17 protein-coding genes are annotated in these 24902 nt (G+C 69.7%); 6 read left to right on the plus strand and 11 right to left on the minus strand.

Annotated features, from left to right (window positions below):
- Positions 1-52 precede the first annotated feature (52 nt).
- Positions 53-1231 carry a LacI family DNA-binding transcriptional regulator gene (locus OG599_RS27050; protein WP_327178568.1) on the plus strand — a complete coding sequence of 393 codons (1179 nt, stop codon included), beginning with the start codon at positions 53-55 and terminating at the stop codon, positions 1229-1231.
- A gap of 62 nt (positions 1232-1293) precedes the next feature.
- Here OG599_RS27050 and OG599_RS27055 read toward each other — a convergent pair whose 3' ends face one another.
- A complete protein-coding gene (locus OG599_RS27055) occupies positions 1294-2832 on the minus strand; it encodes an ISL3 family transposase (RefSeq protein WP_442809562.1) in 1539 nt (512 codons plus the stop codon).
- A gap of 317 nt (positions 2833-3149) precedes the next feature.
- Between OG599_RS27055 and OG599_RS27060 the strand changes: the two genes are divergently transcribed.
- Both OG599_RS27060 and OG599_RS27065 read left to right on the plus strand, forming a co-directional pair.
- Positions 3150-4109 carry a polymorphic toxin-type HINT domain-containing protein gene (locus OG599_RS27060; RefSeq protein ID WP_327178569.1) on the plus strand — a complete coding sequence of 320 codons (960 nt, stop codon included), beginning with the start codon at positions 3150-3152 and terminating at the stop codon, positions 4107-4109.
- Positions 4110-4128: 19 nt separating this feature from the next.
- Positions 4129-4530, plus strand: coding sequence for an Imm32 family immunity protein (locus OG599_RS27065; RefSeq protein WP_327178570.1), 402 nt, complete (start codon positions 4129-4131; stop codon positions 4528-4530).
- A 172-nt stretch (positions 4531-4702) separates the two neighbouring features.
- On the opposite strand, the gene OG599_RS27070 is transcribed toward OG599_RS27065, so the two are convergent.
- The 5 genes from OG599_RS27070 to gmd are packed head-to-tail and all read right to left on the minus strand — an operon-like array spanning position 4703 to position 12396.
- Entirely contained in the window at positions 4703-5530 is an 828-nt protein-coding gene (locus OG599_RS27070) for a glycosyltransferase family 2 protein (RefSeq protein WP_327178571.1), read from the minus strand.
- Entirely contained in the window at positions 5527-6309 is a 783-nt protein-coding gene (locus OG599_RS27075) for a hypothetical protein (RefSeq protein WP_327178572.1), read from the minus strand. Before OG599_RS27075 ends, OG599_RS27070 begins: the two co-directional genes overlap by 4 nt.
- On the minus strand, positions 6309-8561 hold the full coding sequence (locus OG599_RS27080; protein ID WP_327178573.1) for a LamG domain-containing protein: 2253 nt from the start codon (positions 8559-8561) through the stop codon (positions 6309-6311). The genes OG599_RS27075 and OG599_RS27080 overlap by 1 nt, the downstream gene beginning before the upstream one ends.
- The gene (locus tag OG599_RS27085) at positions 8558-11386 is read right to left on the minus strand and encodes a DNRLRE domain-containing protein (protein WP_327178574.1); all 2829 of its coding nucleotides are present in this window, start codon (positions 11384-11386) and stop codon (positions 8558-8560) included. Before OG599_RS27085 ends, OG599_RS27080 begins: the two co-directional genes overlap by 4 nt.
- Positions 11383-12396 (minus strand): GDP-mannose 4,6-dehydratase, encoded by a 1014-nt coding sequence (gene gmd, locus OG599_RS27090; RefSeq protein ID WP_327178575.1) that lies wholly within the window; start codon positions 12394-12396, stop codon positions 11383-11385. Before gmd ends, OG599_RS27085 begins: the two co-directional genes overlap by 4 nt.
- 114 nt (positions 12397-12510) lie before the next feature.
- Between gmd and OG599_RS27095 the strand changes: the two genes are divergently transcribed.
- Positions 12511-13494 (plus strand): GDP-L-fucose synthase family protein, encoded by a 984-nt coding sequence (locus tag OG599_RS27095; RefSeq protein WP_327178576.1) that lies wholly within the window; start codon positions 12511-12513, stop codon positions 13492-13494.
- 120 nt (positions 13495-13614) lie between these two features.
- On the opposite strand, the gene OG599_RS27100 is transcribed toward OG599_RS27095, so the two are convergent.
- On the minus strand, positions 13615-15168 hold the full coding sequence (locus tag OG599_RS27100) for an exopolysaccharide biosynthesis polyprenyl glycosylphosphotransferase (RefSeq protein ID WP_327178577.1): 1554 nt from the start codon (positions 15166-15168) through the stop codon (positions 13615-13617).
- Between the two features lie 882 nt (positions 15169-16050).
- On the opposite strand from OG599_RS27100, the gene OG599_RS27105 reads away from it, so the two are divergent.
- Both OG599_RS27105 and OG599_RS27110 read left to right on the plus strand, forming a co-directional pair.
- The gene (locus OG599_RS27105; protein WP_327178578.1) at positions 16051-17142 is read left to right on the plus strand and encodes an endo-1,4-beta-xylanase; all 1092 of its coding nucleotides are present in this window, start codon (positions 16051-16053) and stop codon (positions 17140-17142) included.
- Between the two features lie 198 nt (positions 17143-17340).
- Complete coding sequence (locus OG599_RS27110) at positions 17341-18765, plus strand: endo-1,4-beta-xylanase (protein ID WP_327178579.1); 1425 nt, start codon at positions 17341-17343, stop codon at positions 18763-18765.
- A 551-nt stretch (positions 18766-19316) separates the two neighbouring features.
- On the opposite strand, the gene OG599_RS27115 is transcribed toward OG599_RS27110, so the two are convergent.
- From OG599_RS27115 to OG599_RS27130, 4 genes are read right to left on the minus strand one after another with little or no spacing between them, the layout of a single operon-like run.
- Positions 19317-21716, minus strand: a complete 2400-nt coding sequence (locus OG599_RS27115; RefSeq protein WP_327178580.1) for a beta-glucosidase — start codon at positions 21714-21716, stop codon at positions 19317-19319.
- Positions 21713-22534 (minus strand): carbohydrate ABC transporter permease, encoded by an 822-nt coding sequence (locus OG599_RS27120; protein ID WP_327178581.1) that lies wholly within the window; start codon positions 22532-22534, stop codon positions 21713-21715. The genes OG599_RS27115 and OG599_RS27120 overlap by 4 nt, the downstream gene beginning before the upstream one ends.
- On the minus strand, positions 22531-23481 hold the full coding sequence (locus tag OG599_RS27125; protein WP_327178582.1) for a carbohydrate ABC transporter permease: 951 nt from the start codon (positions 23479-23481) through the stop codon (positions 22531-22533). Before OG599_RS27125 ends, OG599_RS27120 begins: the two co-directional genes overlap by 4 nt.
- 33 nt (positions 23482-23514) lie before the next feature.
- Entirely contained in the window at positions 23515-24816 is a 1302-nt protein-coding gene (locus OG599_RS27130) for an ABC transporter substrate-binding protein (protein WP_327178583.1), read from the minus strand.
- Positions 24817-24902 lie beyond the last annotated feature (86 nt).

Below are 24902 nucleotides of genomic sequence, written 5' to 3' on the forward strand. Positions count from 1 at the left end.
TCCGGACCGTACTGCCTAAACGTTTTGGCAGTCAACCGGTAAGCTCGCCGCCATGTCAGACGTCACAGAGCCGGACCCGCGCGGCACCTCCCGCAAGCCCCGCACCTCCGGCCCTGCGAAGACGGGCGGCGAGGCGAAGACGGGCGGCGCTGCGAAGACCGGCGGCGCCACGAAGACCGGTGGCGCCACGAAGACGGGCGGCGCCACGAAGACCGGCGGCGCGGCGAAGACGGGCGGGCTGCGCGAGGTGGCCCGCCGCGCCGGCGTCTCGGCCACCACCGCCTCGCACGCCCTCAACGGCGTCGGCCGGGTCGGCGCCGAGACCCGGGAGCGCGTGCTGGCGGTCGCCGCCGAGATCGGCTATCGCGCCAACCCCAACGCGCGGGGGCTGCGCGGCGCCCGCACCGGACTGCTCGGCCTGACGCACCGCTCCGCCGTGGAGGGTGGCGTCACCGACATCGAGTACTTCGTCAAGATCGTCAACGCCGCCACCTGGACGGCGATGGCCCACGACTACTCCCTCGTGCTCGTCCCGCCCTCGCTCGACGGCCGCCCCTTCGAGTCGCTGCCGCTGGACGGCACGATCGTCATCGACCCGCTCACCGACGACCCGCTGCTCACCCGGCTCTCCGGCATGGGCGTCCCGGTCGTCACCACCGGCCGCGACCTGGCCCGCAAGGACGCCTTCTCCTGGGTCGACAACGAACTGTCCACCTGCGCCATGGCCGCCTTCGATCACCTCGCCGCCACCGGCGCCCGCCGGATCGGCCTGCTGACGGGATCGACCGGCCAGTCCTACGACGAGGACGCGGCCCGCGCCTACCGCGACTGGTGCGCCCGCACCGGGAACCCCGTCCTGATGGACCGCGCGGAACCCGGTACCGACTCCACCGACGCCGCCCGCCGGCTCCTCGACCGGCCGGACCGCCCCGACGCGCTCTACGTCGTCATGGAGAAGTTCGGGTTCGCCACCCTCGCCGTCTGTCGCGAACTGGGCCTCGGCGTACCCGAGGACGTCCAGATCGTCGTCGGCGCCGACGGCGAGTTCGCCCGCAGCGCCCGCCCCGCGCTCACCGCGCTGGACCTGGCGCCCGAGGAGATCGGCAAGCAGGCGGCGCAGCTCCTGATAGAGCTCGTCCAGGGCGGCGGCGCGGTGGCCGGGGACCTGCCCCTGCATCGGCTGGTACCGGCCACGCTGCTGCGGAGGGCCTCGACGCGGGAGCCGGTCTGAGTCGTACGTGGGGTCTGTCAAACGAGCGGCTCTGTTTCGTAGTCGGTGGTGACGTTGGGTGCCTATGTGCTCAGCAGGGTGCGGTGGCGGAGGAGGTCGAATCCTGCTCGTCCGTGCATCTGGCGCATGATCCTCTTTGTTCGGGTGTTGACGCCTTCGGTGCGGCCGTTGCTCCAGGGGAGAGTGAGCCCGGCGTTCACGGCGGCGCGGTCGAGTTCGAGCCCGTTGCAGAAGCTGTGCAGGGAGGGCAGGTTGACGCTGCGGACAGTGGTGATCCACTCGGTGAGCTTGTCGTTGTTGGTCTTGGCCGGGGTCAGGAGCCTGGCGAACTCGCCGATGAGCCGCGCGAGTACGGTCATCTCCGGGCAGACCGCGGTGAGGGATCCGAGCACGTCGGTGTCCTTGGTCCGTAGGCGTTCGGGGCGGGTGAGCAGAAGCCGGGCGAGGTGACGGGTGGTTGTCACGGGACGGTCGCCTTCGGCGCGACCCTGGTTGAGGTAGCGGACCAGCAGGTTGGCACTGCCGGTGAAGCCGAGTTCCCTGATCTCGTGCAGGAGGTGGGTGACGGGGACAGCCGGATCGTCGGACCGGCGCCGGCGCAGGTGGTCACGGTAGGGGTCGACCAGGGTGGGCCGGTAGCGGGGGGCGATGCGGTCGGCGGACGGTTCGGGGCTGCGGGCGTAGCGTTTGACGGTGTTCAGGGCGAGGCCCAGTCTGCGGGCACATTCGAGCAGGCCGACGCCCTGTCCGAGGAGGGTGTGGACTTTGTGCCAGCGTTCGCGGGTGGTCTGCTCATGGGCGCCGCCGGGACGGGGTGGGTTGGCGGTGGCCCAGCAGGGGGCATGAGCGCGGACCTCGGCCAGGACCTTGTCGCACAGGTTTTTCCACAGGTGCCAGCGGTCGCTGACCTGCACCGCCTCCGGCAGAGCCCGGCGGATTGCCTCGGCGTAGGTGGCTGAGCCGTCCCGGCACACGACCTCGACCTCGTCCTTCCCTCGCAGCCATGCGGCCAAAGTGGCGGCTTCGCGGTCGGGCAGGACATCGACGCGTTTCCCGGTCTCGGCGTCGATGATGATCGTGGCGTAGCGGTGGCGGCGGCGCAGGGCGAAGTCGTCGACCCCGATCACCCGTGGGACGCGCACCGCCGGCCGGGGGATGCGCCGCAGCAGGCGCAGGGCGGTGGCGTAGGAGAGGGGCGTGGCCAGGTACCGGGTGAGACGGGAGGCCGCCCGGCCGCATAACTTCTTGACCACCTCGGAGACCTGGCTGGTCAGGCGCGTGGTGCGGCGCTGAAGGCGCTCGATCAGCCCAGGGACTTGCTCGCGGAAGGTCTGTCGCCGGCAGCCCAGGACCGGGCAGACCAGGCGCCGCACCCGGACGCGTACTACGACCCGGCGGCCATCGACCGGCACATCCGCCAACGTCCGAACGTGATACCCGTGCACCTTCTCCGTCGGCACCCCGCATACCGGGCAGGGCACCGGAACATCACGGGTCCGGGCGAGCACCCGGACTACCTGGCCGTCATCCACCACATCCTCGATGACCAGCGCCGAGAGTCCTGAAAACACCACTGCATCAAGGGAGTTGACATCTCGCATATAGCATCAACGACGCCTGTCACCTGCCGTCACCACCGACTACGGAACAGAGCCGAACGTTTTACAGTCCCGGCAGCAGCGATGGAGGTGGCAGCGGCAATGGAGGTGGCAGCGACAATGGAGATGGAGGGAAGAAGGACAAGGACTGCAATTTCAAGTGCCGGCTCAAGGGCGCTGTCACGGGTGTTGGCTCGGTCATCGAAACGGGTTGGGACAACACAACTGAATGGGTAGATGACAACAAGGTCTTCCTCGTCCAGCTGGGCACTGAGGTTGTCGTCGGTGCTGGTTGCTACGCGGTCTCAGGCGCCACCGCTGTGGAGACCGGCGGAGCCAGCCTCGCCCTGGCCACCCAGTGTGGAGCCATAGCCGGTGCGGCAGGCGGCGCCGTCGGCAACTGGATGACACCCGACGCCGACCACAGCGTCGCTGGTGTCTTCGGCGACATGACCACCGGCGCGGTACTTGGAGCGGCAGGAGGGGCAGGAGGCGAAGCGCTTGCCGCAGCGGCACCCAAGATAGCGAAAGTAATATTCGGCTGTCACAGCTTCCTCCCCGGAACGGGTGTCCTCCTGGCAGATGGCACGCACAAAGCCATCGAGGATGTAGAGGTCGGTGATGAGGTTGTCACTACCGACGTGGAAACCGGAAAAACGACCGAAAGGCCTGTTGCTGACACCATCACTACGGTGGGCGACAAGGATTTCACTGAAGTGAGCATTCGTGATGGAGGCGAATATTCGTCAATCATCGCAACCGATACCCACCCTTTCTGGGTTACGGAACTCCATAAGTGGGTCGTTGCTGGTGATATCCAGGTGGGCCAGTGGCTCCACACGAGTGCTGGCAGCCGCGTCCAGGTCACTGGAGTCCGCCACTACACCAAGCCGCAACTGACGCACGATCTCACCGTCACGGACATTCACGCGTACTATGTATTGGCGGGCGACACGCCGCTACTCGTCCACAACTGTGATATCACGATGGAAGAGGCTATCAATCGCGCCGTGTCGCACGTTGGTGACAATGCAACTGTAGTGCGGTCCGGTAGCGGCGCAGTTCAGTTTATGAACGTGATGGTCGACGGGTCCGGTAACGCAGTCCGAAAGATTGCGCGGTTCGATGTGAATCCCAATAGTGCTCACGTGCAGAAATTGGGACCGCATCTGAACCTGGAGACTCAGATCAACGGGAAAACGGTTACGAAGGGTCCGCTGAAAGATCCGCACACCGGTATTATTCCATCCACGATCCGGCCGGGCGACTACTGGTCGTAGGTGACTGACGGAGAATGTAGTGCTGAAGGTATTGCGCAGCGATTCGACAAGCGAATTGGAACTGTCCGGAAGCCGATCCGAGCTGCTGGCTCTGGGTCAGAAGCTCAGGAAAGGTGAGGGGGAGGCGCTCCTGGTGCGGGCACCGGATCCTTTCCCCTACAGCAGGTCCTTGTTGCGGATCGAAGTTCACCAAGCGAGTGGGAAGATCAGGGTCTATTATTCCGAAGGGGCTGAGTCTCTGAATTTTATCGGCAGACTGGAATCCCTTTACCTCCTTGCTGAGAACATCGAAGGCTTCGCTTTGGATGCGGTTCAGGGTGATCACCTGCATGTGGACTACTTCCCGGAGCACGACTATCTGACCGAAGGGTCGGAATCGTTGGTTGTCGCCTTCGATAGCAGCGCAATACAGGCTCCATAAAACGGCTGTGTGGGACTGCCGTTGATTCGAAGTGAATAGGTCTCCATGTATCTCGACGGCCCCGCGGGAATTTATTCCGGCGGGGCCGCTGGGGTGACGGAGCTCCGCGCGAACGTTCGCTCCGGGAATCTGTGCGTTGGTGGAGACCGAGAGCTCAGCCTTGCGACTCGCCTCACCCCCGAGGCTTCTCCCGTGACTTGAGCGCTATCTGCCACCGGTAGAAGCTCATCGCCAGGGCGAAGTCCAGCCCCGCCCGGCCGTCCAGGAACCCGCGCCGGTAGACGTACATGTACGCGAACGACACCAGTGGCTTGAACGGCGCCTTGTGGAACAGCTGGCCCTGGCGGGACTTGACCCGGCGTACCTGCTCCTTGACGTCGGGGTGGTGCTCCAGCCAGGCCTCCCAGTCGGAGTACCGGTTGTGGCGCTCGAACCACGCGGTCACCGGGTCGAGGTCCTGGTGCTCGATCGGGTTCCGCAGCGCCTGGGCGGAGTCGGCGACGGGCTGGTAGTGGCCCTCCACCTCGCCGATGCCGGGGGCCGCGAGGTCGCCGACCTCCGGGTAGGCGCAGCGGGTGCGGTCGGTCAGGGAGCGCTTGCGGATGGTGTAGCCGTGGCGCAGCCGCTTGCCGGAGAACCAGTAGCCGAGCGGGATGTCGTACGCGGCGGGCTTCGGTGCGGCGGGGTCGACGAAGATCTCGCGGAGTTCGGCGAGGAGTCCGGGGCTGAGGCGTTCGTCGCCGTCCAGGACCAGGATCCAGTCGATGTCGGTGCGCACGTTCTCCAGGCACCACTGCTTCTTGCGGGGGTGGCCGCCGTCCCAGGTGTACTCGACCACCTCGGCGCCGCACTCGGCGGCGATCTTCGCCGTGTCGTCGGTGCTGTGCGAGTCCACCACGACGACCGCCTCGAAGTGGCCGAGTACGGAGTTGACCGCCTCGGCGATGTTGAGGCCCTCGTTCTTGGTGGGGATCGCCACGGCGATGGGCAGCTTGCTCAACTCTTGTCTCCTTCGGGCAGCCAGGCGTAGCAGCCTGTGGAGGTGAAGGTGCGGGCGGCGGCGGGGAGGGTGATCCGCACCGGCTGACCGCTCGCGGAGGAACCCTGGTCGAGCACCTTGCCGCCGGCTCCTTCGGTCCGCCAGGTGCAGGCGGGGGTGGGGGAGACCGAGCGGTAGACGCCGGGGCGGAGTTCCTCGCCGGTGTGGGTGCCGTCGGCGTAGCCGAGCGCGGCCTCGTCCACGAGGTCCTGGTGTCCGGTGCAGAGGTGGGCGACGGCGGGTGCGGCGTCGGGCACTTCGCCGGTGACGATCGAGCCGACGGCGATCCGGCGGTCGGCCTTGACCAGGAAGTCGAGTTTGTCGCAGGTCTCCTGGCCGGTCTGGAGGACGGCGGCCGGGTCCATGCCCTTGGGCACCCGGTCGGTGAGGTACTCCTTCTCCTTCTTGGTGAACGTGCCGGTGGCGGGCGTGAGTTCGTCGGTGGGGACCTTGGGGCCGGTGGCGTCCGGTGCGGGTGCGGCGTCCGACCCGGAAGCCCCCGAAGCCCCGGAAGCCCCCGAAGCCCCGGAAGCCTCCGAAGCCCCGGAAGCCTCCGAAGCCCCGGACTTCGCGTCGTCCGTCGGTGCGGCGGCCGTGGGTCCCGCGACGGAGGGCCCGGAGGCCGCGGGGCGGGGTGCCGCCGCGGCCTCGGGGTCGTTCCCGTCGTGGGACGAGCCGCACGCGGCCAGCGCCGCCGTCAGGATGACGACGGCGGCGCCGGCCAGGAGCGGGTTCCTCATCAGCCCGTCCTGAGGGCGTAGTGCGCGGCGATCTGCGTACCGCTCAGCGCCGTCGGGTAGACGGCGGTCTCGTCGAGCTGACCGGCGAAGAAGGTGCTGGTCGGGGCGGACGGCCAGCCGCTGAGGCTGTCGCCGCCGACCCGCCAGTACCCCTCGAAGTTCTGGTTGGTCTTGTAGGAGGCGTTGGAGGCCCGCAGCACACCGTCCACGTAGAGGGCGATGCCGCCCGTGCCCTGGGTGGCGACGACGTGGTGCCACGCGCCGTTGTTGTAGGCGGCCGGGGTGGTGATGGTGCGCGTGGAGCCGTCGTGGACGCCGAACACCAACTTCCCGTCGTTGGTCATGTAGACGTGCTTGTCGTAGTTGGTGCTGTTCTGCATCGTCAGGTTGCCGAAGCCGATGAGCTTGCCGCCCTTGGTCGTGGTCGTCTTGAACCAGGTCTCGACGGAGAAGGCGCCCGGCTTGGCGTGCCTGCGGTTGCTGTACGCGTACTCGTCGGTGCCGTTGAACCCGATGGCCGTGGAGGCGCCCGCGATGGCGGCCGGGGTCTGCCGGTAGGACGGGGCGTTGCGCAGGAAGCCGTTGTCCAGCCCGGCCCCGGTGTCCGCCGCGAAGGTCGAGGTGCCCTCGTCGTAACGCCAGTAGAGCGAGGCGCCGTCGGCCAGTACCTTCGCCGGGTACGCCTCAGCCGCCGAGGCCACGGTGGCCGACAGGGCGGGGGACTTGGCGCTGGTGTTGGTGCCGTCGCTCGCGGTGATCCGGTACGAGTGCGTCTCACCGGCGGCAACGGCCGTGTCGGTCCAGCGCAGTTGCGGCCGGTCCCAGAAGATTGAGTTCCCGGTGGTGGTGTACACCGGTGTGCTGGCACCGTCCTTGTAGATGCGGTAGGTCAGCAGCCCGTCGTCGGTGTCGGAGCTGGTCTGCCAGTTGACGTCGATCTGCCCCGGCACGACGGTCGACAGTTGCACGTTGGGCACCCATGGCGCGCCCGTGTCGGGTCCGTCCGCGAACCGGGTCAGCCCCTGCTGGGCCGCCCCGTTGACGGTGGTGAACTCGCCGCCCACCCACAGGTAGTGGTGGCCGCCGGTGTCGGTCTGTGCCATCACCCGGGGGCCGACCGGTTCACCGATGCCGTCGTTGGTGTCGGGTGCCCACGGCAGCAGCTTCGGGTCGTCCACCGACTGCGCCAGCAGGTGGTGGCGCGGCTGGTCGGAGAACTCGCCCATGCTGGCGCAGTCGTGGGCGTGACTGCCGCTGTAGAGCACGCCCGAGTGGACCAGGACCGCCTGGGTCGCGCCCAGGCAGGTGTCCCGCCAGCGTTGCTGGAAGTCGTCCAGGTCCAGGGCGATGCGTCCGTCGAACACCCCACCGCCGGTGCCCTCGTTGGCGGTGTAGAAGCCGGTCGCGTCGGTGGTGATGTCCTGCACCGTGGAGGTGTTGGGGATGAAGCCCGGATAGGCGGTCGTCACCGCCCCGGTGGTGGCGTCCACCACGGCGAGCGCGTGCGAGGTGGTGCCGTTGACGGTGAAGAAGTCACCTCCGAGCACCACGTGTTGGCCGTCCGGGGTCACCTCGACCGCGCGGGCCACCTCGTCGGCGTTGGCGGTGAAGGGCAGCAGGTCGGCGCCGGTGGTGACGGCGGCGAACTTCTGGCGGGTCTGGCCGCCCACGCTGTTGAAGTCACCGCCGAAGTACACGGTGTCGTCCGTGACGGCGATGGCGCGGACGGTCGCCGAGACGGCGATCTTGAAGTCGTTGCGCGGGGTGCAGGTCGCCGTGTCGATCGCCACGATGTTGCTGACCCCGACACCGTTCACCGACCCGAACTGCCCGCCCGCGTACAGCGTCGCGCCGTCCGGCGAGAGGGTGAGGGCCCGTACGGTCGCGGTGCCCGAGGAGAGCGTGAACGACAGGGAGCAGCCGTTCGGCGCGCCGGTCGCCGCGTCGAAGGCGGCGAAGTTCACCGCGGGTGTCTCCGAGGTGCCGGCGGCGGCGTCCGGCGGGCGCACCGTGGAGAAGGTGCCCCCGGCGTAGACCGTGTCGTCGGTCGCGGCCATCGACCAGACGATGCCGTTGGTCTGCCAGGTGGAGAGGTCGTCGGCGGTGATCGACACCGGCGGCGTCAGCGAAGCCGCCGGGGAGGCCCCGGCCGCGGTCGCGGTCAGGGCCCCGCCCAGCAGGCAGAGAGCGGCGGAAGCGGCGCGCTTACGGCCACGTCCGGCGGATCTCCGCCCCGTACGTCCGTTCATCATTCAGCTCCGAAGGTGAGAACGAGCTGCGGCCGGTAGGCCGCGGTGGTGACCTCGCTCGACCAGATACGGAGGCTGTCCGTACCGGTGTTGGTCAGGGCGAGTGAGGTGGTGGAGCCGAGGGCCCCGCCCAGGGACGACGCGTCCAGTGCCACCGAGTAGCCGGTGGACACGGCAGTAGCGCCGGTGATGGTCCCCAGCACGGTCGCACCGAGCGCCGGCCGGGTGTTGTAGGTGACCGTCGATTCGGTCCAGGCGCCGGTGACCGGCACCACCCGGTGGCTCTCGGCGGAACCCGCCGTCGAGTCCGAGGAGGTGCGGAAGTCGAGCCGGGCACCCTTGAGCACCTGCCCGGCGGGGGCCGCCGGCAGGTCGTACCGGAGGTAGCCCACGTACGCGGTGGTGCCGCGCGAGGCGAGCTGGCTGTCGTCGTAGTTCGTGTTCGGGGCGACGCCGTTGACGTAGGCGTCCTCCACCGGGGTGAGCGTGACCGTGGTGTCCGCACCGCCGTCACCCCCGTCCCCACCGCCGTCGCCGGGCACGGGCGGGGCGTCCGCGAGGTCGTGGTGGGCGGCGACCTGCGCCGCGGTCAGGGCGGTCGGGTAGACCGCGGTCTCGTCCACCTGCCCCGCGAGGTAGGTGCTGGTCGGACGGTTCGGCCAGGCGTTGTTCATCGCGTCCCCGCCGACCCGCCAGTACCCGTCGTACGAACGGTTCCCGGTCGCCGCGTTGGTGCCGGCCACCGCGCCGTCCACGTACAGCACCATGCCCGCCGGGCCCTGGGTGGCGACCACGTGGTGCCAGGCGCCGTCGTTGTAGCTGCCGGGGGTGGTGATGGTCGGCCGGGTGCTGCTGCTGCCGGTCTGGACCCCGAAGGCGAGCCGTCCGACGTCCGTCAGGTAGACGATCTTGTCGGAGATGGTGCTGGTGTGGCCCGTGTCGACGCCGATGTTGTTGCCGAAGCCGACGATCCGGCCCCCGGTCGTCGAGGTCGTACGGAACCAGGTCTCGACCGAGTACGGCGACGGCGAGGTGGAGTGGTGCAGCCGGTCGCTGTAGACGTACTCGTCCGTGCCGTTGACGCCCAGCGCGGTCGAACCGGCCACCGCCCCCGCCGCCCGGTACGTCGGCGCGTTGACGTACACGCCCCCGTCGAGCCCGTCCGAGGCGTCCGCGGCGAACGCCCCGCCCGCCTCGTCGTACCGCCAGTACAGCTCGGCGCCGTCGGCCAGCACCTTCTCCCGGTACGGTGACGCCGAGGACGCCGCGGTGACGGAGACGGCGGCGGACTGGGCGCTGGTGTTGGTGCCGTCGCTCGCGCTGACCCGATAGGAGTACGTCTGCCCGGCCACCACGTCCGTGTCCGTGAAGGTCAGCTGCGGACGGCTGAAGAAGAGCGAGGAGCTCGTCGTGGTGTACACCGGGGCCGCCGCGCCGTCGCGGTAGACCCGGTAGGTCAGCGAGGAGTCGTCCAGGTCGAGCGAGGAACGCCAGCCGACCCTCACCTGCCCCGCCCGGGGCGAGGAGACGCTCACCACCGGTACGGCGGGCGCACCCGTGTCCGGGGTGTTGGCGAACCGGGTCAGCCCCTGCTGGGCCGCCCCGTTGACGGTGGTGAACTCGCCGCCCACCCAGAGGAAGTCGCGCCCGTCCCGGCTCGACACGGTCAGCGCGCGCGGCCCGACCGGCTCCCCGATGCCGTCATTGGTGTCCGGCAGCCACCCCAGCATCGCCGGACCGTCCACCGACTGGGCGGTCAGATGCTTGCGCACCTGGTTCGGGAACTCGCCCATGGTGGAGCAGTCGTGCACATGGCTGCCCGCGTACAGCACGCCCCGGTGGACCCGGAGCGCCTGGGTGGCACCCTGGCAGGTGTCGCGCCAGCGCTGGCCGAACCCGTCCAGCTCCATGGCGATGCGCCCGTCGAAGGAGTTGCCCCCCATCCCCTCGCCCGCGACGTACCAGCCACCGGAAGCCTGGTCCGTGACGATGTCCTTGATGACCGCGGACGCCGGGACGAAACCGTTCGGGTAGGGGTGGGTGAGCGCGCCGGAGGCCGCGTCCACCACCGCGAGCGCGTGCGTCGCGGTGCCGCCGACCGTGGTGAAGTCGCCCCCGATCAGCACCGAAGCACCGTCCGGTGTGACCTTCAGGGCCCGCCCGGGGTCGTCCGCGTCCGGGTTCCACGCGGTCAGCGCGCCCGCCGGGGTCACCGCCCCGAAGAAGCGCCGGGCACTCCCGTTGACCGTCTGGAAGTCACCGCCCGCGTACACCGTGCCGTCCGCCGCCACGTCCAGCGCCCGCACCGTAGCGCCGAAGTTCGGTGCGAACCCCGAACGCACCGTGCAAGTGGCGGTGTTGATCGCGACCAGCCCGTTTCTGGTCGTCCCGTTGACCGCGTTGAACCAACCACCCACGTACAGGATTGACTTGTCCGGAGAGAGCGCCAACGCCCTCACCGTGGCGGTGCCGCTGCTGCGGGTGAAGGAGAGCGAGCAGCCGGCCGGAGCCCCGGTCGCCGCGTTGAACGCCGCGAAGTTCACCGCCGCCGCCGAACCCGTACCGCCCGCCGCCACCCCGGCGGGCCGGATCTGCGAGAAGGTGCCGCCCGCGTAGACGACCCCGTTCGCCTCCGCCAGCGCCCACACGATGCCGTTGGTCTGGTAGGTGGACAGGTTGTCGGCGGTGAACCCGACCGGCGCGGTCAGCGCCGCGGCCGGCGGAGCACCCGCCGCCGAGGCGGAGAGCGCCCCCGCCGCCAGCGCCAGCGCGGCCGCGCCCGCCCCGCCCCGCCGCCACCGGGCGCCGGGGCGGCGTGGCGCACTCACCGGTCCACCCGCACGGCCGCGCCGCTGAGCTGCGCCTCCAGCAGCCGGACGTCCGCGTCGACCATGATGCGCGCCAGCTCCATGGACCGCACCTCCGGCTTCCAGCCGAGCAGCTCCTCCGCCTTCGAGGCGTCACCGATCAACGCGTCCACCTCGCTGGGGCGTTCGTACTTCGGGTCGTACCGCACGTGCTCGCGCCAGTCCAGACCGGCATGGGCGAAGGAGTGCTCCAGGAACTGCCGGACGCTGACCCCCTCACCGGTCGCCACCACGTAGTCGTCGGGGACGTCGCGCTGGAGCATCCGCCACATCGCGTCCACGTACTCGGGGGCGTACCCCCAGTCGCGTACCGCGTCCAGGTTCCCCAGGTGCAGCCGGTCCTGGAGTCCGGCCTTGATGCGGGCCACCCCCCGGGTGATCTTGCGGGTCACGAAGGTCTCGCCCCGGCGCGGGGACTCGTGGTTGAACAGGATGCCGTTCACCGCGAACATCCCGTACGCCTCACGGTAGTTGACCGTGGCCCAGTACGCGTACACCTTGGCCACGCTGTACGGGCTGCGCGGGTGGAACGGCGTCTCCTCGTTCTGCGGGGGAGGGGTGGAGCCGAACATCTCGGACGAGGACGCCTGGTAGACGCGGGTGTCGATACCGCTGGCACGCACCGCTTCCAGCAGCCGGATCGCGCCGAGTCCGGTGACGTCCCCGGTGTAGAGGGGGGCGTCGAAGGAGACCCGGACGTGCGACTGGGCGCCGAGATTGTAAACCTCGTCGGGCCGGATCTCGCGCAGCAGGTTCACCAGTGCCACACCGTCGGCGAGGTCCGCGTGGTGCAGTACGAAGGAGCGGTCCGCCTCCTCGGGCCCCTGGTAAATGTGGTCGATGCGCTCGGTGTTGAAGCTCGACGAACGGCGTATGAGCCCGTGGACCGTGTAGCCCTTGTCGAGCAGCAGCTCGGACAGGTACGAGCCGTCCTGCCCGGTCACGCCGGTGATGAGTGCGGTCTTGGCCATGACTCCCCCCTTCTGTGGTCGCCTGAACGGCGGTTGATACCCGGAATGGCACAAAGTGAGTGGTTTACGATGAAAAGGGCGCGGTGCCGGGCTTCTGCTGGCACAATCCGAGCCATGACGACTGATCTCCCCGGCCTTCCCCAGGAATCCGATCGCCCTCTACTGCGCCCCGGCGCACGCATATTCGTGGCCGGTCACCGCGGACTGGTCGGTTCGGCGGTGGTCCGCCGCCTGACCGCGGACGGCCATGAGGTCCTCACCCGCGGCCGCGACCTCCTCGACCTGCGCGACGGTGCGCGGACCGAGGCGTATCTGAAGGACATCCGGCCGGACGCCGTCGTCCTGGCCGCCGCCAAGGTGGGCGGGATCATGGCGAACAGCACCTGGCCGGTGCAGTTCCTGGAGGACAACCTCCGCATCCAGCTGAGCGTGATCGCGGGCGCCCACGCGGCCGGCACCGAACGGCTCCTGTTCCTCGGCTCCTCCTGCATCTACCCCAAGCACGCCCCCCAGCCGATCAGCGAGGACGCGCTGCTCACCGGCCCCCTGGAGCCGACCAACGAGGCGTACGCGCTGGCCAAGATCGCCGGAATCGTGCAGACCCAGTCGTACCGCAGGCAGTACGGCGCCTCGTACATCAGCGCCATGCCGACCAATCTCTACGGCCCCGGGGACAACTTCGACCTGGCGACCTCGCACGTCCTGCCCGCGCTCATCCGCCGCTTCCACGAGGCGAAGCGCGACGGGGCGCCCACCGTCACCCTCTGGGGTTCCGGCACCCCGCGCCGCGAGTTCCTGCACGTCGACGACCTGGCCGCGGCCTGCGCCCTCCTGCTCGCCTCGTACGACGGTGACGAGCCGGTCAACGTCGGCTGCGGCGACGACCTCACCATCCGCGAACTCGCCGAAACCGTGCGTGATGTGACGGGCTATCAGGGCGAGATCGCCTGGGACACCTCGAAGCCCGACGGCACCCCCCGCAAACTGCTGGACGTGGAGCGCCTGACGTCCCTCGGCTTCGCGCCGAAGATCTCGCTGCGGGACGGCATCGCCGGGACCTACGCCTGGTGGCGCGAGAGGGACACCGCCCTCGGGTGAGCCGGACGACCCGGTGCCCCGCCGTGCGCGGGGCACCCGGACGAGCGCGCGTGCCGGACGCCGCAGGGCAGGCGCCACTCTCGAAACACGCCCTGGTCGCATGGTCTCCACTCCGGTCACTCAGTAGGCCCCGCGACCGTCGGTGACGGCGCGCACCGTACGGGCCAGCAGGTTCACGTCGGTGGAGACCGACCAGTTGTCGACGTACCAGAGGTCCAGCGCGACCGACTCCTGCCAGGAGAGGTCGGACCGGCCGCTGACCTGCCAGAGGCCGGTCAGCCCGGGCTTCACCGCGAGGCGTCTGCGCTCGCGGTCGTCGTAGTCGGCCGCCTCCTCGGGAAGCGGCGGGCGGGGGCCTACCAGGGACATGTCACCCCGCAACACGTTGAAGAGCTGCGGGAGTTCATCGATCGAGGTACGCCGCAGGGCCCGGCCGATCGCGGTCACCCGGGGATCGCGGCGCATCTTGAACAGCGGGCCGTCCACCTCGTTGGCCCCGGTCAGCTCCGCCTTGCGGGACTCGGCGTCGACCACCATCGTGCGGAACTTCCACATGGTGAACGGCCGGTCGTGCCGCCCGTGCCGGATCTGCCGGTGGAAGACGGGCCCGCGCGAGGAGAGCCGCACGCCCAGCGCCACCGCCAGCAGCAGGGGCGCCAGCAGCACCAGCCCGAACACCGCGCCGGACCGGTCCAGCACCGTCTTCAGCGCCGGCTGCGGTCCCCGCCGCAGCGGCGGGGTGACGTGCAGCAGCGTCATCCCGGCGACCGAGGCGGGGTGGACCCGGGAGGTGGCGATGCCGGAGAGCGCGGAGAGCACGCAGAGCGCGATGCCCCCGTCGTGCAGCCCCCAGCCGAGCCGGCGCAGCCGGTCGCCGCAGAGCAGCGGCCCGGGCGCCACCAGGACCAGGTCCACGTCGTACGCGTACGCCCCGGCGAGCACGGTCGAGACGTCGTCGTCCGCCCCGTCGGCCCCGAGCCGCCCGGTCAGCGGCAGCTCGTGCTCCGGCTCCGCCGCCCCCACGGGCACGGCCGCCACGACGGCGTAGCCCTCCTTCTGCGTACGGGGATCGAGGGCTCCCGCTACGGTGTCCACCCCGGACGCGTCACCGACGACGAGGACCCGCAGGGCCGGACGGCGGTGCGTGGCGCGGGCCCGCCGCCGGACGGCCGAGGTCACCACGACCGCCACCGCCCCGCCGGGCACGGCGGCCACCAGAGCGGCGGTCGGGTCGACGGCGTCGCCGGCCACGGCCCAGGCGACGGCGAGCAGGCCGACGAAGACCAGCCAGTCGCCCAGGACCCCCGCCGCTCCGGCCGCGCTCCGCGTCGGTCCGGTGGTGCAGCGCCCGCGCACGGCCCGTACCCCGGCCCAGACGAGCGCCGCGATCGCGGCGGTGGGCAGGGCCACCGGCTGCCCCCGCGCCGACAGGACGGCCCAGGCGGGGACGGCCATCCCCACGGTCTCGGTCAGGACCGTGAGGGGCGTACCCCAGCGGCCGGCCCGCCGGCCGGGACGTGCGTGATCAGTCAGGTCGCGCTGTGCTGTCGGGGCCCTCCAGAGCTGTTCCAGAGCCGTCGCACGGTTCCGGGGTGCCGTGGAGCGGGGGCGTGGCAGACGCCGCAGTCCCACGGGCCCGGATATGTCAGATTCAGGTGTTTCGACATGCCCCATGAACCCCCCAGTCACAGTTGCATCCCCACAACGCGGCGCACCCGTCGATCCCGTGGACCGACGGATGCGCCATCGCTCGGTGCACGATATCCACACACGTGCTATTTCGCTGGAGTTCCCGTGAAGTTCAGACACAACGGAGACTTCCACCGCGATCCCGGCTCATTCGTGATCTCTGGTACTGCGGAAGCCTGTTGGGCTGGAAGTGCCGAGGCGGGCGACCGGGCCGCCGGACCGACCGGGCGTAACACGGACGAAGTGAACTCCCGTACTCAGCACAGTATGTGGGGGGTTACACGACTCAAGTCCGCCTGAAATCACAAAAGTTAGCCACGTCACACGGAGCGGTCGCGCGGTGACCCGCCGTGGGCGGGGGTACGCGGGCGGACGGGGCCGGGAGGAGCGGAGTGGAGTGCGGCGGTGCCGGCGAGGGGGCCGGGTCGGCCGGGGCGCCCCCGGGTCGGCCGGGCGGACTCGTCCCGCGGGGCGCAGTGCGCGGGGTGCGGGGCGCGGTGCGGTGGCGGGCGCGCCCGCCTGGAGGTCGCCCGTGTCCGGATTCCGGGGCGTGGGGTCGTCGAATCGCCATGTTCGACGGGGATGCCTCGAACGAAAATGTTTCGTTTGTGACGCGCCATTGTTTCGGCGGCAATACATGCCCCAGGATCTGTCTCAGCGCCGACGAATGGCTCAGCGCACAACCCGGCAGGGTGATTTGTGCCTGAATGGTCGCGTAAGTCCAGGCTGTTGTCCCCTCTCCCGGAGTGGCGAGGCGGGCGGAGCGCCCCCTGTTTCTTGTCGAGAGAGTTTCGGAAGATCAGGGGCCGTACCGGAGTCCTGGTCGGCGCGACGCACCCCGGTCCCACCCCTATGAGGAGTTGCACCATGCTGTCCAGACGACTCGCCCTCGCCGTCGCCACCGGTGCCGTGGCCGCACTGACCCTCGGCACGGCCGCCCAGGCGGCCCCCGCCCGTCACGGTGGGCACGAGGCGACGCTGCGTACCCTCGCAGAGCGTCCGGACCTGCTCGTCGGAACGGCGGTCGACACCAGCGCGCTCGCCACCGACGCCCCCTACCGGGCCGACGTGGCCTCCGAGTTCAGCTCGGTGACCGCCGAGAACGTCATGAAGTGGGAGGTCGTCGAGCCGGCCCGCGGCACCTACGACTGGTCGCAGGCGGACAAGCTGGTCAGGTTCGCGAAGAAGAACGGCCAGGAGGTGCGCGGCCACACGCTGGTCTGGCACAACCAGCTGCCGGCCTGGCTCACTTCGGGCGTCGCGGACGGCTCGATCGACACGAACGAGCTCCGCGCCATCCTGAAGAAGCACATCACCGACGAGGTCCGCCACTTCAAGGGCGAGATCTACCAGTGGGACGTCGTCAACGAGGTCTTCGACGAGGACGGCACCTACCGGGACTCGCTGTGGCTGCAGAAGCTCGGCCCGTCCTACATCGCCGACGCCTTCAAGTGGGCCCACGCGGCCGACCCCAAGGCGAAGCTCTTCATGAACGACTACAACGTCGAGGGCGTGAACGCCAAGTCCACCGCCTACTACGACCTGGCCAAGAGGCTCCGCGCCCAGGGCGTCCCCGTCCAGGGTCTGGGAATCCAGGGTCACCTGGACATCCAGTACGGCTTCCCGGGCGACGTCGGCGACAACCTGGCCCGGTTCGACGCCCTCGGTCTGCAGACCGCGTTCACCGAGATCGACGTGCGGATGACCCTGCCGGTGGACGAGACCAAGCAGGCGCGCCAGGCCCAGGACTACCGCAGGCTGCTCGACGCCTGCATCGCCGTGCGGGGCTGCAAGTCCTTCACGGTCTGGGGCTTCAGCGACAAGTACTCGTGGGTTCCGGACACGTTCTCGGGCCAGGGTTCCGCGAACATCATGGACGAGAACTTCGTGCGCAAGCCCGCCTACACCGCGCTCGCCGACGGCCTCCGCGCCGCCGCGCACCGCAACGGCCGGCACTGACCCGGCCGGCACGGGCCGGTGCGACCACGCCGTCGCACCGGCCCACCCGGCCCACGGCCCGTCGCGCGGGATACGCGCCCGGCGCCCGGCCCGCCCCATGTTTGGCATGCGCATGGCGCTCGCCTCGCGTGCCCCTGATCGTGGCCGTCCCCCGGCGGTCAGTTCCTCCCTGTCCGACCACGGAAGAGAGAAGCAGTCATGACCATCAACGTGTCCGACGCGGGCGGGCGAATCCGCTCCCCGTTCCGCACCTTCGCCCGCAGGGCCCTCGCCCTCGGCGGAGCGGGCCTCGTCTCCGTCACCGGAGTCGTCGCGCTCTCCGGCAGCGCCCAGGCCGCCGGCACCACCCTCGGCGCCGCGGCAGCCGGCTCGGGGCGTTACTTCGGTACGGCCGTCGCCGCCAACCACCTTGGCGAGTCGGGCTACGCGACCACGCTCGACACCGAGTTCAACGCGGTGACGCCGGAGAACGAGATGAAGTGGGATGCCGTGGAGGGCACCCGCAACACCTTCAACTTCTCCAACGCCGACTCGATCGTCAGCCACGCCCAGAGCAAGAACATGAAGGTGCGGGGCCACACGCTGGTCTGGCACTCCCAGCTGCCGAGCTGGGTGAGCGGCCTCGCCGCCACCGACCTGCGCACCGCCATGAACAACCACATCACCCAGGTGATGACCCACTACAAGGGCAAGATCTACGCCTGGGACGTGGTCAACGAGGCGTTCCAGGACGGCAGCAGCGGCGCGCGGCGTTCCTCGCCCTTCCAGGACAAGCTGGGCGACGGCTTCATCGAGGAGGCGTTCAAGACCGCCCGGAGCGTCGACCCCGCCGCGAAGCTCTGCTACAACGACTACAACACCGACGGCGTGAACGCGAAGTCCACCGCCGTCTACAACATGGTGAAGGACTTCAAGGCGCGGGGCGTCCCGATCGACTGCGTGGGCTTCCAGAGCCACTTCAACAGCAACTCGCCCGTCCCGTCCGACTACCAGGCCAACCTCCAGCGCTTCGCCGACCTCGGCGTCGACGTGCAGATCACCGAGCTGGACATCGAGGGCTCCGGCACCGCCCAGGCCACCAGCTACAGCAACGTCGTCAAGGCCTGCCTCGCCGTGACCCGCTGCACCGGGATCACCGTCTGGGGCATCCCGGACAAGTACTCGTGGCGAGCCAGCGGAACCCCGCTGCTCTTCGACGACAACTACGGCAAGAAGGCCGCCTACACCGCGGTCCTGACGGCCCTCGGCGGTACTTCCGGCGGCGGCACCACCGACCCCGGTACGGGTGGCGGCGGCACGGACCCCGGCACCGGCACGAAGACCTGCACCGCCACCTACGCGGCGACGCAGACCTGGTCCGGCGGCTTCAACGGCCAGGTGACCATCAAGGCGGGCTCCGCCGCGATCACCGGCTGGAGCGTCAAGGTCACCCTCGGCGCCAACCAGACGACCACCGGAGTCTGGAACGGCACGACCGCCTGGGACAGCACCGGCAAGGTCATGACGGTCACGCCCAGCTACAACGGCAGCCTGGCCGCCGGGGCTTCGACCAGCTTCGGGTTCACCGTGCAGGCGAACGGCAACACGGCCGCCCCCACCGTGAGCGTCTGCACCGCGTCCTGATCACCACCGCGCCTGATCGCCACCGCGTCCTGAGCACCGACGCACCCGCGATCACCACCGCACCCGCACGATGAAGACGGCCGCAAGGCCCACGCACGGATGCCCGGTCGCCCGTTCCAGAGGGGGGCGACCGGGCATCTTCGCGTGGCCGGCCGGGTGGTGTCCGGTCATGCTCCGGCGGAGGCCGCCCGAAGGGCCACGGACCGGCCGCGCTCCGGCGGAGTGCCGCCCGGTCCCGCCGCGTCCGCGCCGCTCCCGGTGCTCGTACAGCTCGTACGACCCGTCAAGGCGCCCCCCCGGCTCAAGGCCCCGGCTCAAGGCCCCCGGCTCAAGGCCCCCGGCTCAAGGTTGCGCCGTGCCGGCCCCCGTCCCTTGGCTCCCCGTCGCCCCCGCCCTCCGGGCATGCAGCCGCCAGGACGTGCTGCCCCAGGGCGTGCCCGCAGTCCACGGACATGCCGGAGCCCGGTCACCCGTCGTACGGGCAACCGGGCTCCGGCGCTGAGATGTTCGGTTGGTCGGTGGTTCCGGAGTTCAGGTGCTGCCCGGGAGGGTCAGTGCTCCTTGACCGTCTCCACCTGCCACGCGGCGTGCAGTCGGCGGGTGTGGTCCACCTTCCGCGCGGGGCCGGTGAGCGTCACCTCGGCGGTGAGGCGCGGGTCGGTCGTGGAGGCGCTGAGCCGCAGCTCCAGCGCGCCCGGCTCCACGACGCGTGCGCCGTCGCGGCCCGTGAACGAGGCGAGGTCGGCGGGGACACCCACGCGCACCCTGGCGGCCTCGCCCGCGGCGAGCTCGACCCGTACGTAACCGGCCAGGCGCTGCACCGGCTGGACCACGGAGGCGACCGGGTCGTGCAGGTAGAGCTGGACGACCTCGACGCCGTCGCGGTCACCCGTGTTCCGTACCGTGCACTCCAGTTCGGCCAGGCCGTCCGTGGGGATCTCGGTCGCCGCGACGGCGAGGTCGGACCACTGGAACGTCGTGTACGCGAGCCCGTGGCCGAAACCGAACGCGGGCGTCGGGTCGATGTTGGAGACCTCGTTCGCGTGGCCCAGACGGGCCGCGAGGTAGGTGGACGGCTGCGCGTCCGGCTTCTTCGGCACACTGACGGGGAGACGCCCGGACGGAGCGACCCGGCCGCTCAGCACCGAGGCGAGGGCACGGGTGCCCTCCTCGCCCGGGAAGAAGGTCTGCACGACGGCCGCGGCCTCGTCCACCGCGCGGCCGAGCGCGTACGGACGGCCCGCCAGCAGGGTGACGACGACGGGGGTACCGGTGTCCAGGAGCGCGTCGAGCAGCTGCGCCTGCACGCCCGGCAGGGTGAGGGAGCCGGCGTCGCAGCCCTCGCCGCTGGTGCCACGGCCGAAGAGGCCGGCCCGGTCGCCCAGGGCGGTGATGACGACGTCCGCGTCGCGCGCGGCAGCCAGTGCTTCGCGGAATCCGTCCGTGCTGTCGTCGTCGATGCCGCAGCCGGCCACGGTGACGATCTCGCTGCCGGGGAACTCCGCCACCAACGCCGCGCGCAGGGTGGGCAGTTCGACACCGGCGGGCAGGTGCGGGTGCTGGCTGCCGACGTGCACGGGGAAGGAGTAGCAGCCGAGCACGGCGGTGGGCAGGTCGGCGTTGGGGCCGATCAGCGCGATGCGCGCGGGTGCGTTCTCGCCCTTCAGCGGCAGGATGCCGTCGTTGCGGAGCAGCACGATGGCCCGCTCGGCGATGCGGCGGGCCAGGGCGCGGTTGGCGTCGCTGTCCAGGACCACCGTGCCGCGCAGCGTCGCCGGGGCGAGTTCGGCCCCGGCGAGCGCGTCGGGCACCGGGTTCCAGTCGGCGTCCAGCAGACCGAGCTGCGCCTTCTGCACGAGGACGCGGCGGGCGGCGCGGTCGATGTCGGCCTCTTCGACGAGCCCCTCGGCGACGGCGGCGCGGAGCGGCTCACCGAACGTCTTGACGGTCGGCAGCTCCACGTCGACGCCGGCGAGGAGCGCGGCGACGGCCGCTTCCCCGAAGGTACCGACCACACCGTGCAGGGTCTTAAGGAACGCGATGCCGAAGTAGTCGGCGACCACGGTGCCGTCGAAGCCCCAGGTGTCCCTGAGGAGTCCGGTCAGCAGCTCCTTGTCCGCGGCGGACGGGACGCCGTCGGTGTCGGTGTAGGCGTGCATCACCGAGCGGACACCGCTCTCGCGCACGGCCATCTCGAACGGCGGCAGGATGACGTCGGCGCGCTCGCGCGAGCCCATGCCGACCGGCGCCAGGTTGCGGCCCGCGCGGGAGGCTGAGTACCCGGCGAAGTGCTTCAGGGTGGCGACGATGCCGGCCTGCTCCAGGCCCTTGATGTAGGCCGTGGCGATCGTGCCGACGAGGTACGGGTCCTCGCCGATGGTCTCCTCCACGCGGCCCCAACGGGCGTCGCGCACCACGTCGAGCACCGGGGCGAGCCCCTGGTGGACGCCGACCGAGCGCATGTCGCGGCCGATCGCCCCCGCCATGTCGCGGATGAGCGCCGGGTCGAAGGTCGCGCCCCAGGAGAGCGGCACGGGGTACGCGGTCGCTCCGTAGGCGGCGAATCCCGCGAGGCACTCCTCGTGGGCCACGGCCGGGATGCCGAAGCGGTTGGCGGCGGTGATCGCGCTCTGGGTGCGCAGCAGGGAGAGCGCGCCGAGGGCGGGGTCGACCGGGACCGTACCGAACGGACGGGTGAGCTGTCCCAGTCCTTCGGGCAGCAGGTCGGCCAGCGGCGGCGGCTCCTCCATGTCGTGCTGGTGCGGGGCGACTTCGGCCCCTTCGTCGGAGGCGCCCACCCAGACTCCGAAGAGCTGGGCGATCTTCTCCTCCAGCGTCATCTCCTGGAGCAGGGCGTCGGCGCGCTCGGCCGGGGTACGGGACGCGTCCCGCCACAGCGGGAGCGTCACCTCTTCGGCCGGTTCGGTCTGTACGGACACGTGGTCGGTCACTTTCCTCCGACTCCCATCAGCCCCTGGACCAGGGCTCGCCGGGCGAACAGATATACGAGCAGGATGGGGATCATGGAGATCACGACAGCCGCGAGCATCCCCGGCATGTCGACCCCGTGTTCGGTCTGGAAGTCGTAGAGGCCCATGGTGACGACCTTGGACTCGGCGGACTGCGTCAGGACGAGCGGGAAGAGGAAGCCGTTCCACGCCTGGAGTGCGGAGAAGACGACAATCGTGGAGATCCCGCTCTTGGAGAGCGGCAGCACCAGCTGGAAGAAGACGCGCCGGTGGGTCGCGCCGTCCATCGTCATGGCCTCGTAGAGCTCCGGGGTGATGTCGCGCATCACGCCGGTGAGGATGAGGGCGCACACCGGCATCGCGAAGGCGGCCGTCGGCAGGATGACGCCGATGAGGTTGTCGTAGAGCCCCGCCTCGCTGATCGCGAAGAACATGGGCACGATCACGGCCTGCGAGGGAATGGCGAGCCCCAGCAGGAAGAGCCGGAACACCAGGCCGGTCACCCGGCTGCGGCTGCGGACGATCGCGTACGACAGTGGCGCCACCAGCAGCACCACGATCGCCACCACGGAGAGCGTGACGATCACGGTGTTCAGGAAGTACTGCCCGAACCCGCCGTTGAAGTCGTTGACGTAGTTGTCGAACGTGAAGTGCTCGGGCAGTGCGAACGGCCCGTTGGACCCGTAGTCGGCGCGGTTCTGGAAGGTCGCGACGAGCATCACGTAGAGCGGCAGCCCCACGACGAGGAGCCAGACGGTGGAGCCGAAGCCGGCGAGGAAATTGGGGCGGCGCCTGCTCACATGCCCTCCATGGTGCTGTTCATCTTGTCGTAGCCCGTGAGGCGCACCATCACCAGCGAGATGACCGTGGCGACCAGGACCAGCATCACGCCGATGGCCGAGGCCGTTCCGTAGTCGAAGGTCTTGAACGCCTTCTGGTACATGTAGTAGGCGCTGATCGTGGTGTCCGTGCCCGGTCCGCCCTGGGTGAGGATGAGGACGGTGTCGAACGTCGTCAGACCGCCGACCACCATCAGGATCATCGAGGTGACGACGCTGTTGCGCAGCTGCGGCAGGGTGATGTGGAAGAACTGCCGGTACCGGCCCGCCCCGTCGATCTCCGCGGCCTGGTAGAGCACCCGGGGCACCGAACGGGCCGCGCCCTGGTAGATCAGCGTGTGCAGCGGGGTGAACTGCCAGGTCCCGACGAAGATCAGGACCGCGATCGCGGTGCTCTGGTTGCCGAACAGGTTTCCGTCGCCGAACAGCCACTTGGCGTGCGCGGGGACACCGAAGTTGGGGTCGAGCACCGCGCGCCACAGCACGGAGACGGCCGTGGCGGAGAGCAGCAGCGGGACGAAGTAGATCGCGGACAGCACGGCCCGGTTGCGCTGGTGACCGGCGGCCCACACCCCCAGCAGGATGGAGAGCGGGGTCTGCACGACGACGCCCAGGAAGGTGAGCAGCAGGCTGAGCCAGAGGCTCTTGATCATGATCGGGTCGTCGAACAACTTCTTCCAGTTGTCGAGACCGGCGAACTCCGGGTCGGAGAGCCCGTCCCAGCTCGCGAAGGAGAGGACGACGACCAGGAGGAGCGGGACGATGGCGAAGAGGCCGAAGAAGAAGGCGGCCGGAGCCGCCCAGGCAAAGCCGGGGCGGCTGGCGCCTTCATGGGAGCGGCCGGGTCCGCGGCCGCTCCGCTGGACCCCTTTGCTGGCCGCGGAGACCGCGGTGGCAGTTGTGGTCATGAGAGGTGTTCCAAGTCGGATGATGGAGCGCGGTCAGGAGGTGGGCAGGCCCTGCATCGCCTTGATGAAGCCGTCCACGTCGATCCCGCCGTTGAAGAACTGCTGCACCGCGGTCGACAGGGCCGTGCCGGCGGTCTGCGGGTACGCCTGGTCCCAGGAGAGCTGGAAGGACGGCGCGTTCTTGACGAGGTCGTACTGGAAGTGCACGTAGTCGGGGTTGGCGGCGGTGTCCAGCTGCGCTTCGGTGTTGGTCGTGGTCGGCAGGTTGCCGATCGACAGCTGCGCCTTCACGAACTGGTCCGAGTACATGAGCTTCAGGAACTCGGCGACCTCCTCCGGGTGCTTGGTCTTCTTCAGCACGGAGTAGAAGTTGTTGGTGTTGCCGACGATGTCGGTCGGGGCACCCTTGCCGCCGTCGATGCTGGGGAAGGCGCTGTAGTCGAGGTCCGTCTTGGCGAAGTCCGGCTGGGAGTCCTGGAGGGTCGAGTACTCCCACGAACCCATCAGCTCGAAGGCCGCCTTGCCGGTGGCGAGCAGCGTGGGCGAGCCGCCGTCGGTGAACTTCACGGAGTCGAAGTTCGTGCCGAAGGCGCCGGCGTCGATGAGCTCCTTGAGCTTGTTGAGCGCGTCCTTGCTGCCGTCGGTCGCCCAGACGTCCTTGTCGCCCTTGACCGCGCTCTGGACGAGCTCCGGGCCGGCGACGCGGTCGAAGAGGTACTCGAACCACATCAGCGTCGGCCACTTGTCGCCGCCGCCGAGGGCGATCGGGGTGACGCCCTTCGACTTGAGGACCTTCACGGCGTTCAGCAGCTCGTCCCAGGTCTTGGGGGCCGCGAGTCCGTTCTCCTTGAGCACCTTGCTGTTGTTGAACATCAGCACCGGCTGCGTACCGCGCATCGGGACGCCGTAGGACTTGCCGTCCACCACGGTGCTGTTGAACACGGACGGGAGGAAGTTGTCCTTGAGTCCCGGGTCCTTCGCGATGAAGTCGTCCAGCGGGAGGAGCAGTCCGGCGTCCACGAAGGGCTTGATGCTGCCGCCGCCCCAGTTGAAGAAGACGTCCGGCGCCTGCTTGCTGTTGATGATCGTCTGGAGCTTGGCCTGGTAGTCGGCGCCCGGGATGGTGTCCAGGACGACCTTGACCTTCGACGTCTTGTTGAAGGTGGCGACGAGCTGCTTCTCCACCTTGTTCGTGGCGTCCCCGTAGACCAGCACGTGGATCTTGTCGCCGCCTGATGCGGAGTCGTTGCCTCCACATGCCGAGAGGGACAGGGCCATGGTCAGCGCCAGCCCGCCGACGGCAGCGATCCGTGGGAGCCGGTTGCGTCGCGTCATGGTCTCGCCTTTCGAAAATGTTTCGGCTTCATTACCGAAACTTCATGCGTCGGGACGCTAGGGCTCGGCGGCTGGAGGGGTCAAGA

The sequence above is a fragment of the Streptomyces sp. NBC_01335 genome (assembly GCF_035953295.1).
GTDB lineage: Bacteria > Actinomycetota > Actinomycetes > Streptomycetales > Streptomycetaceae > Streptomyces.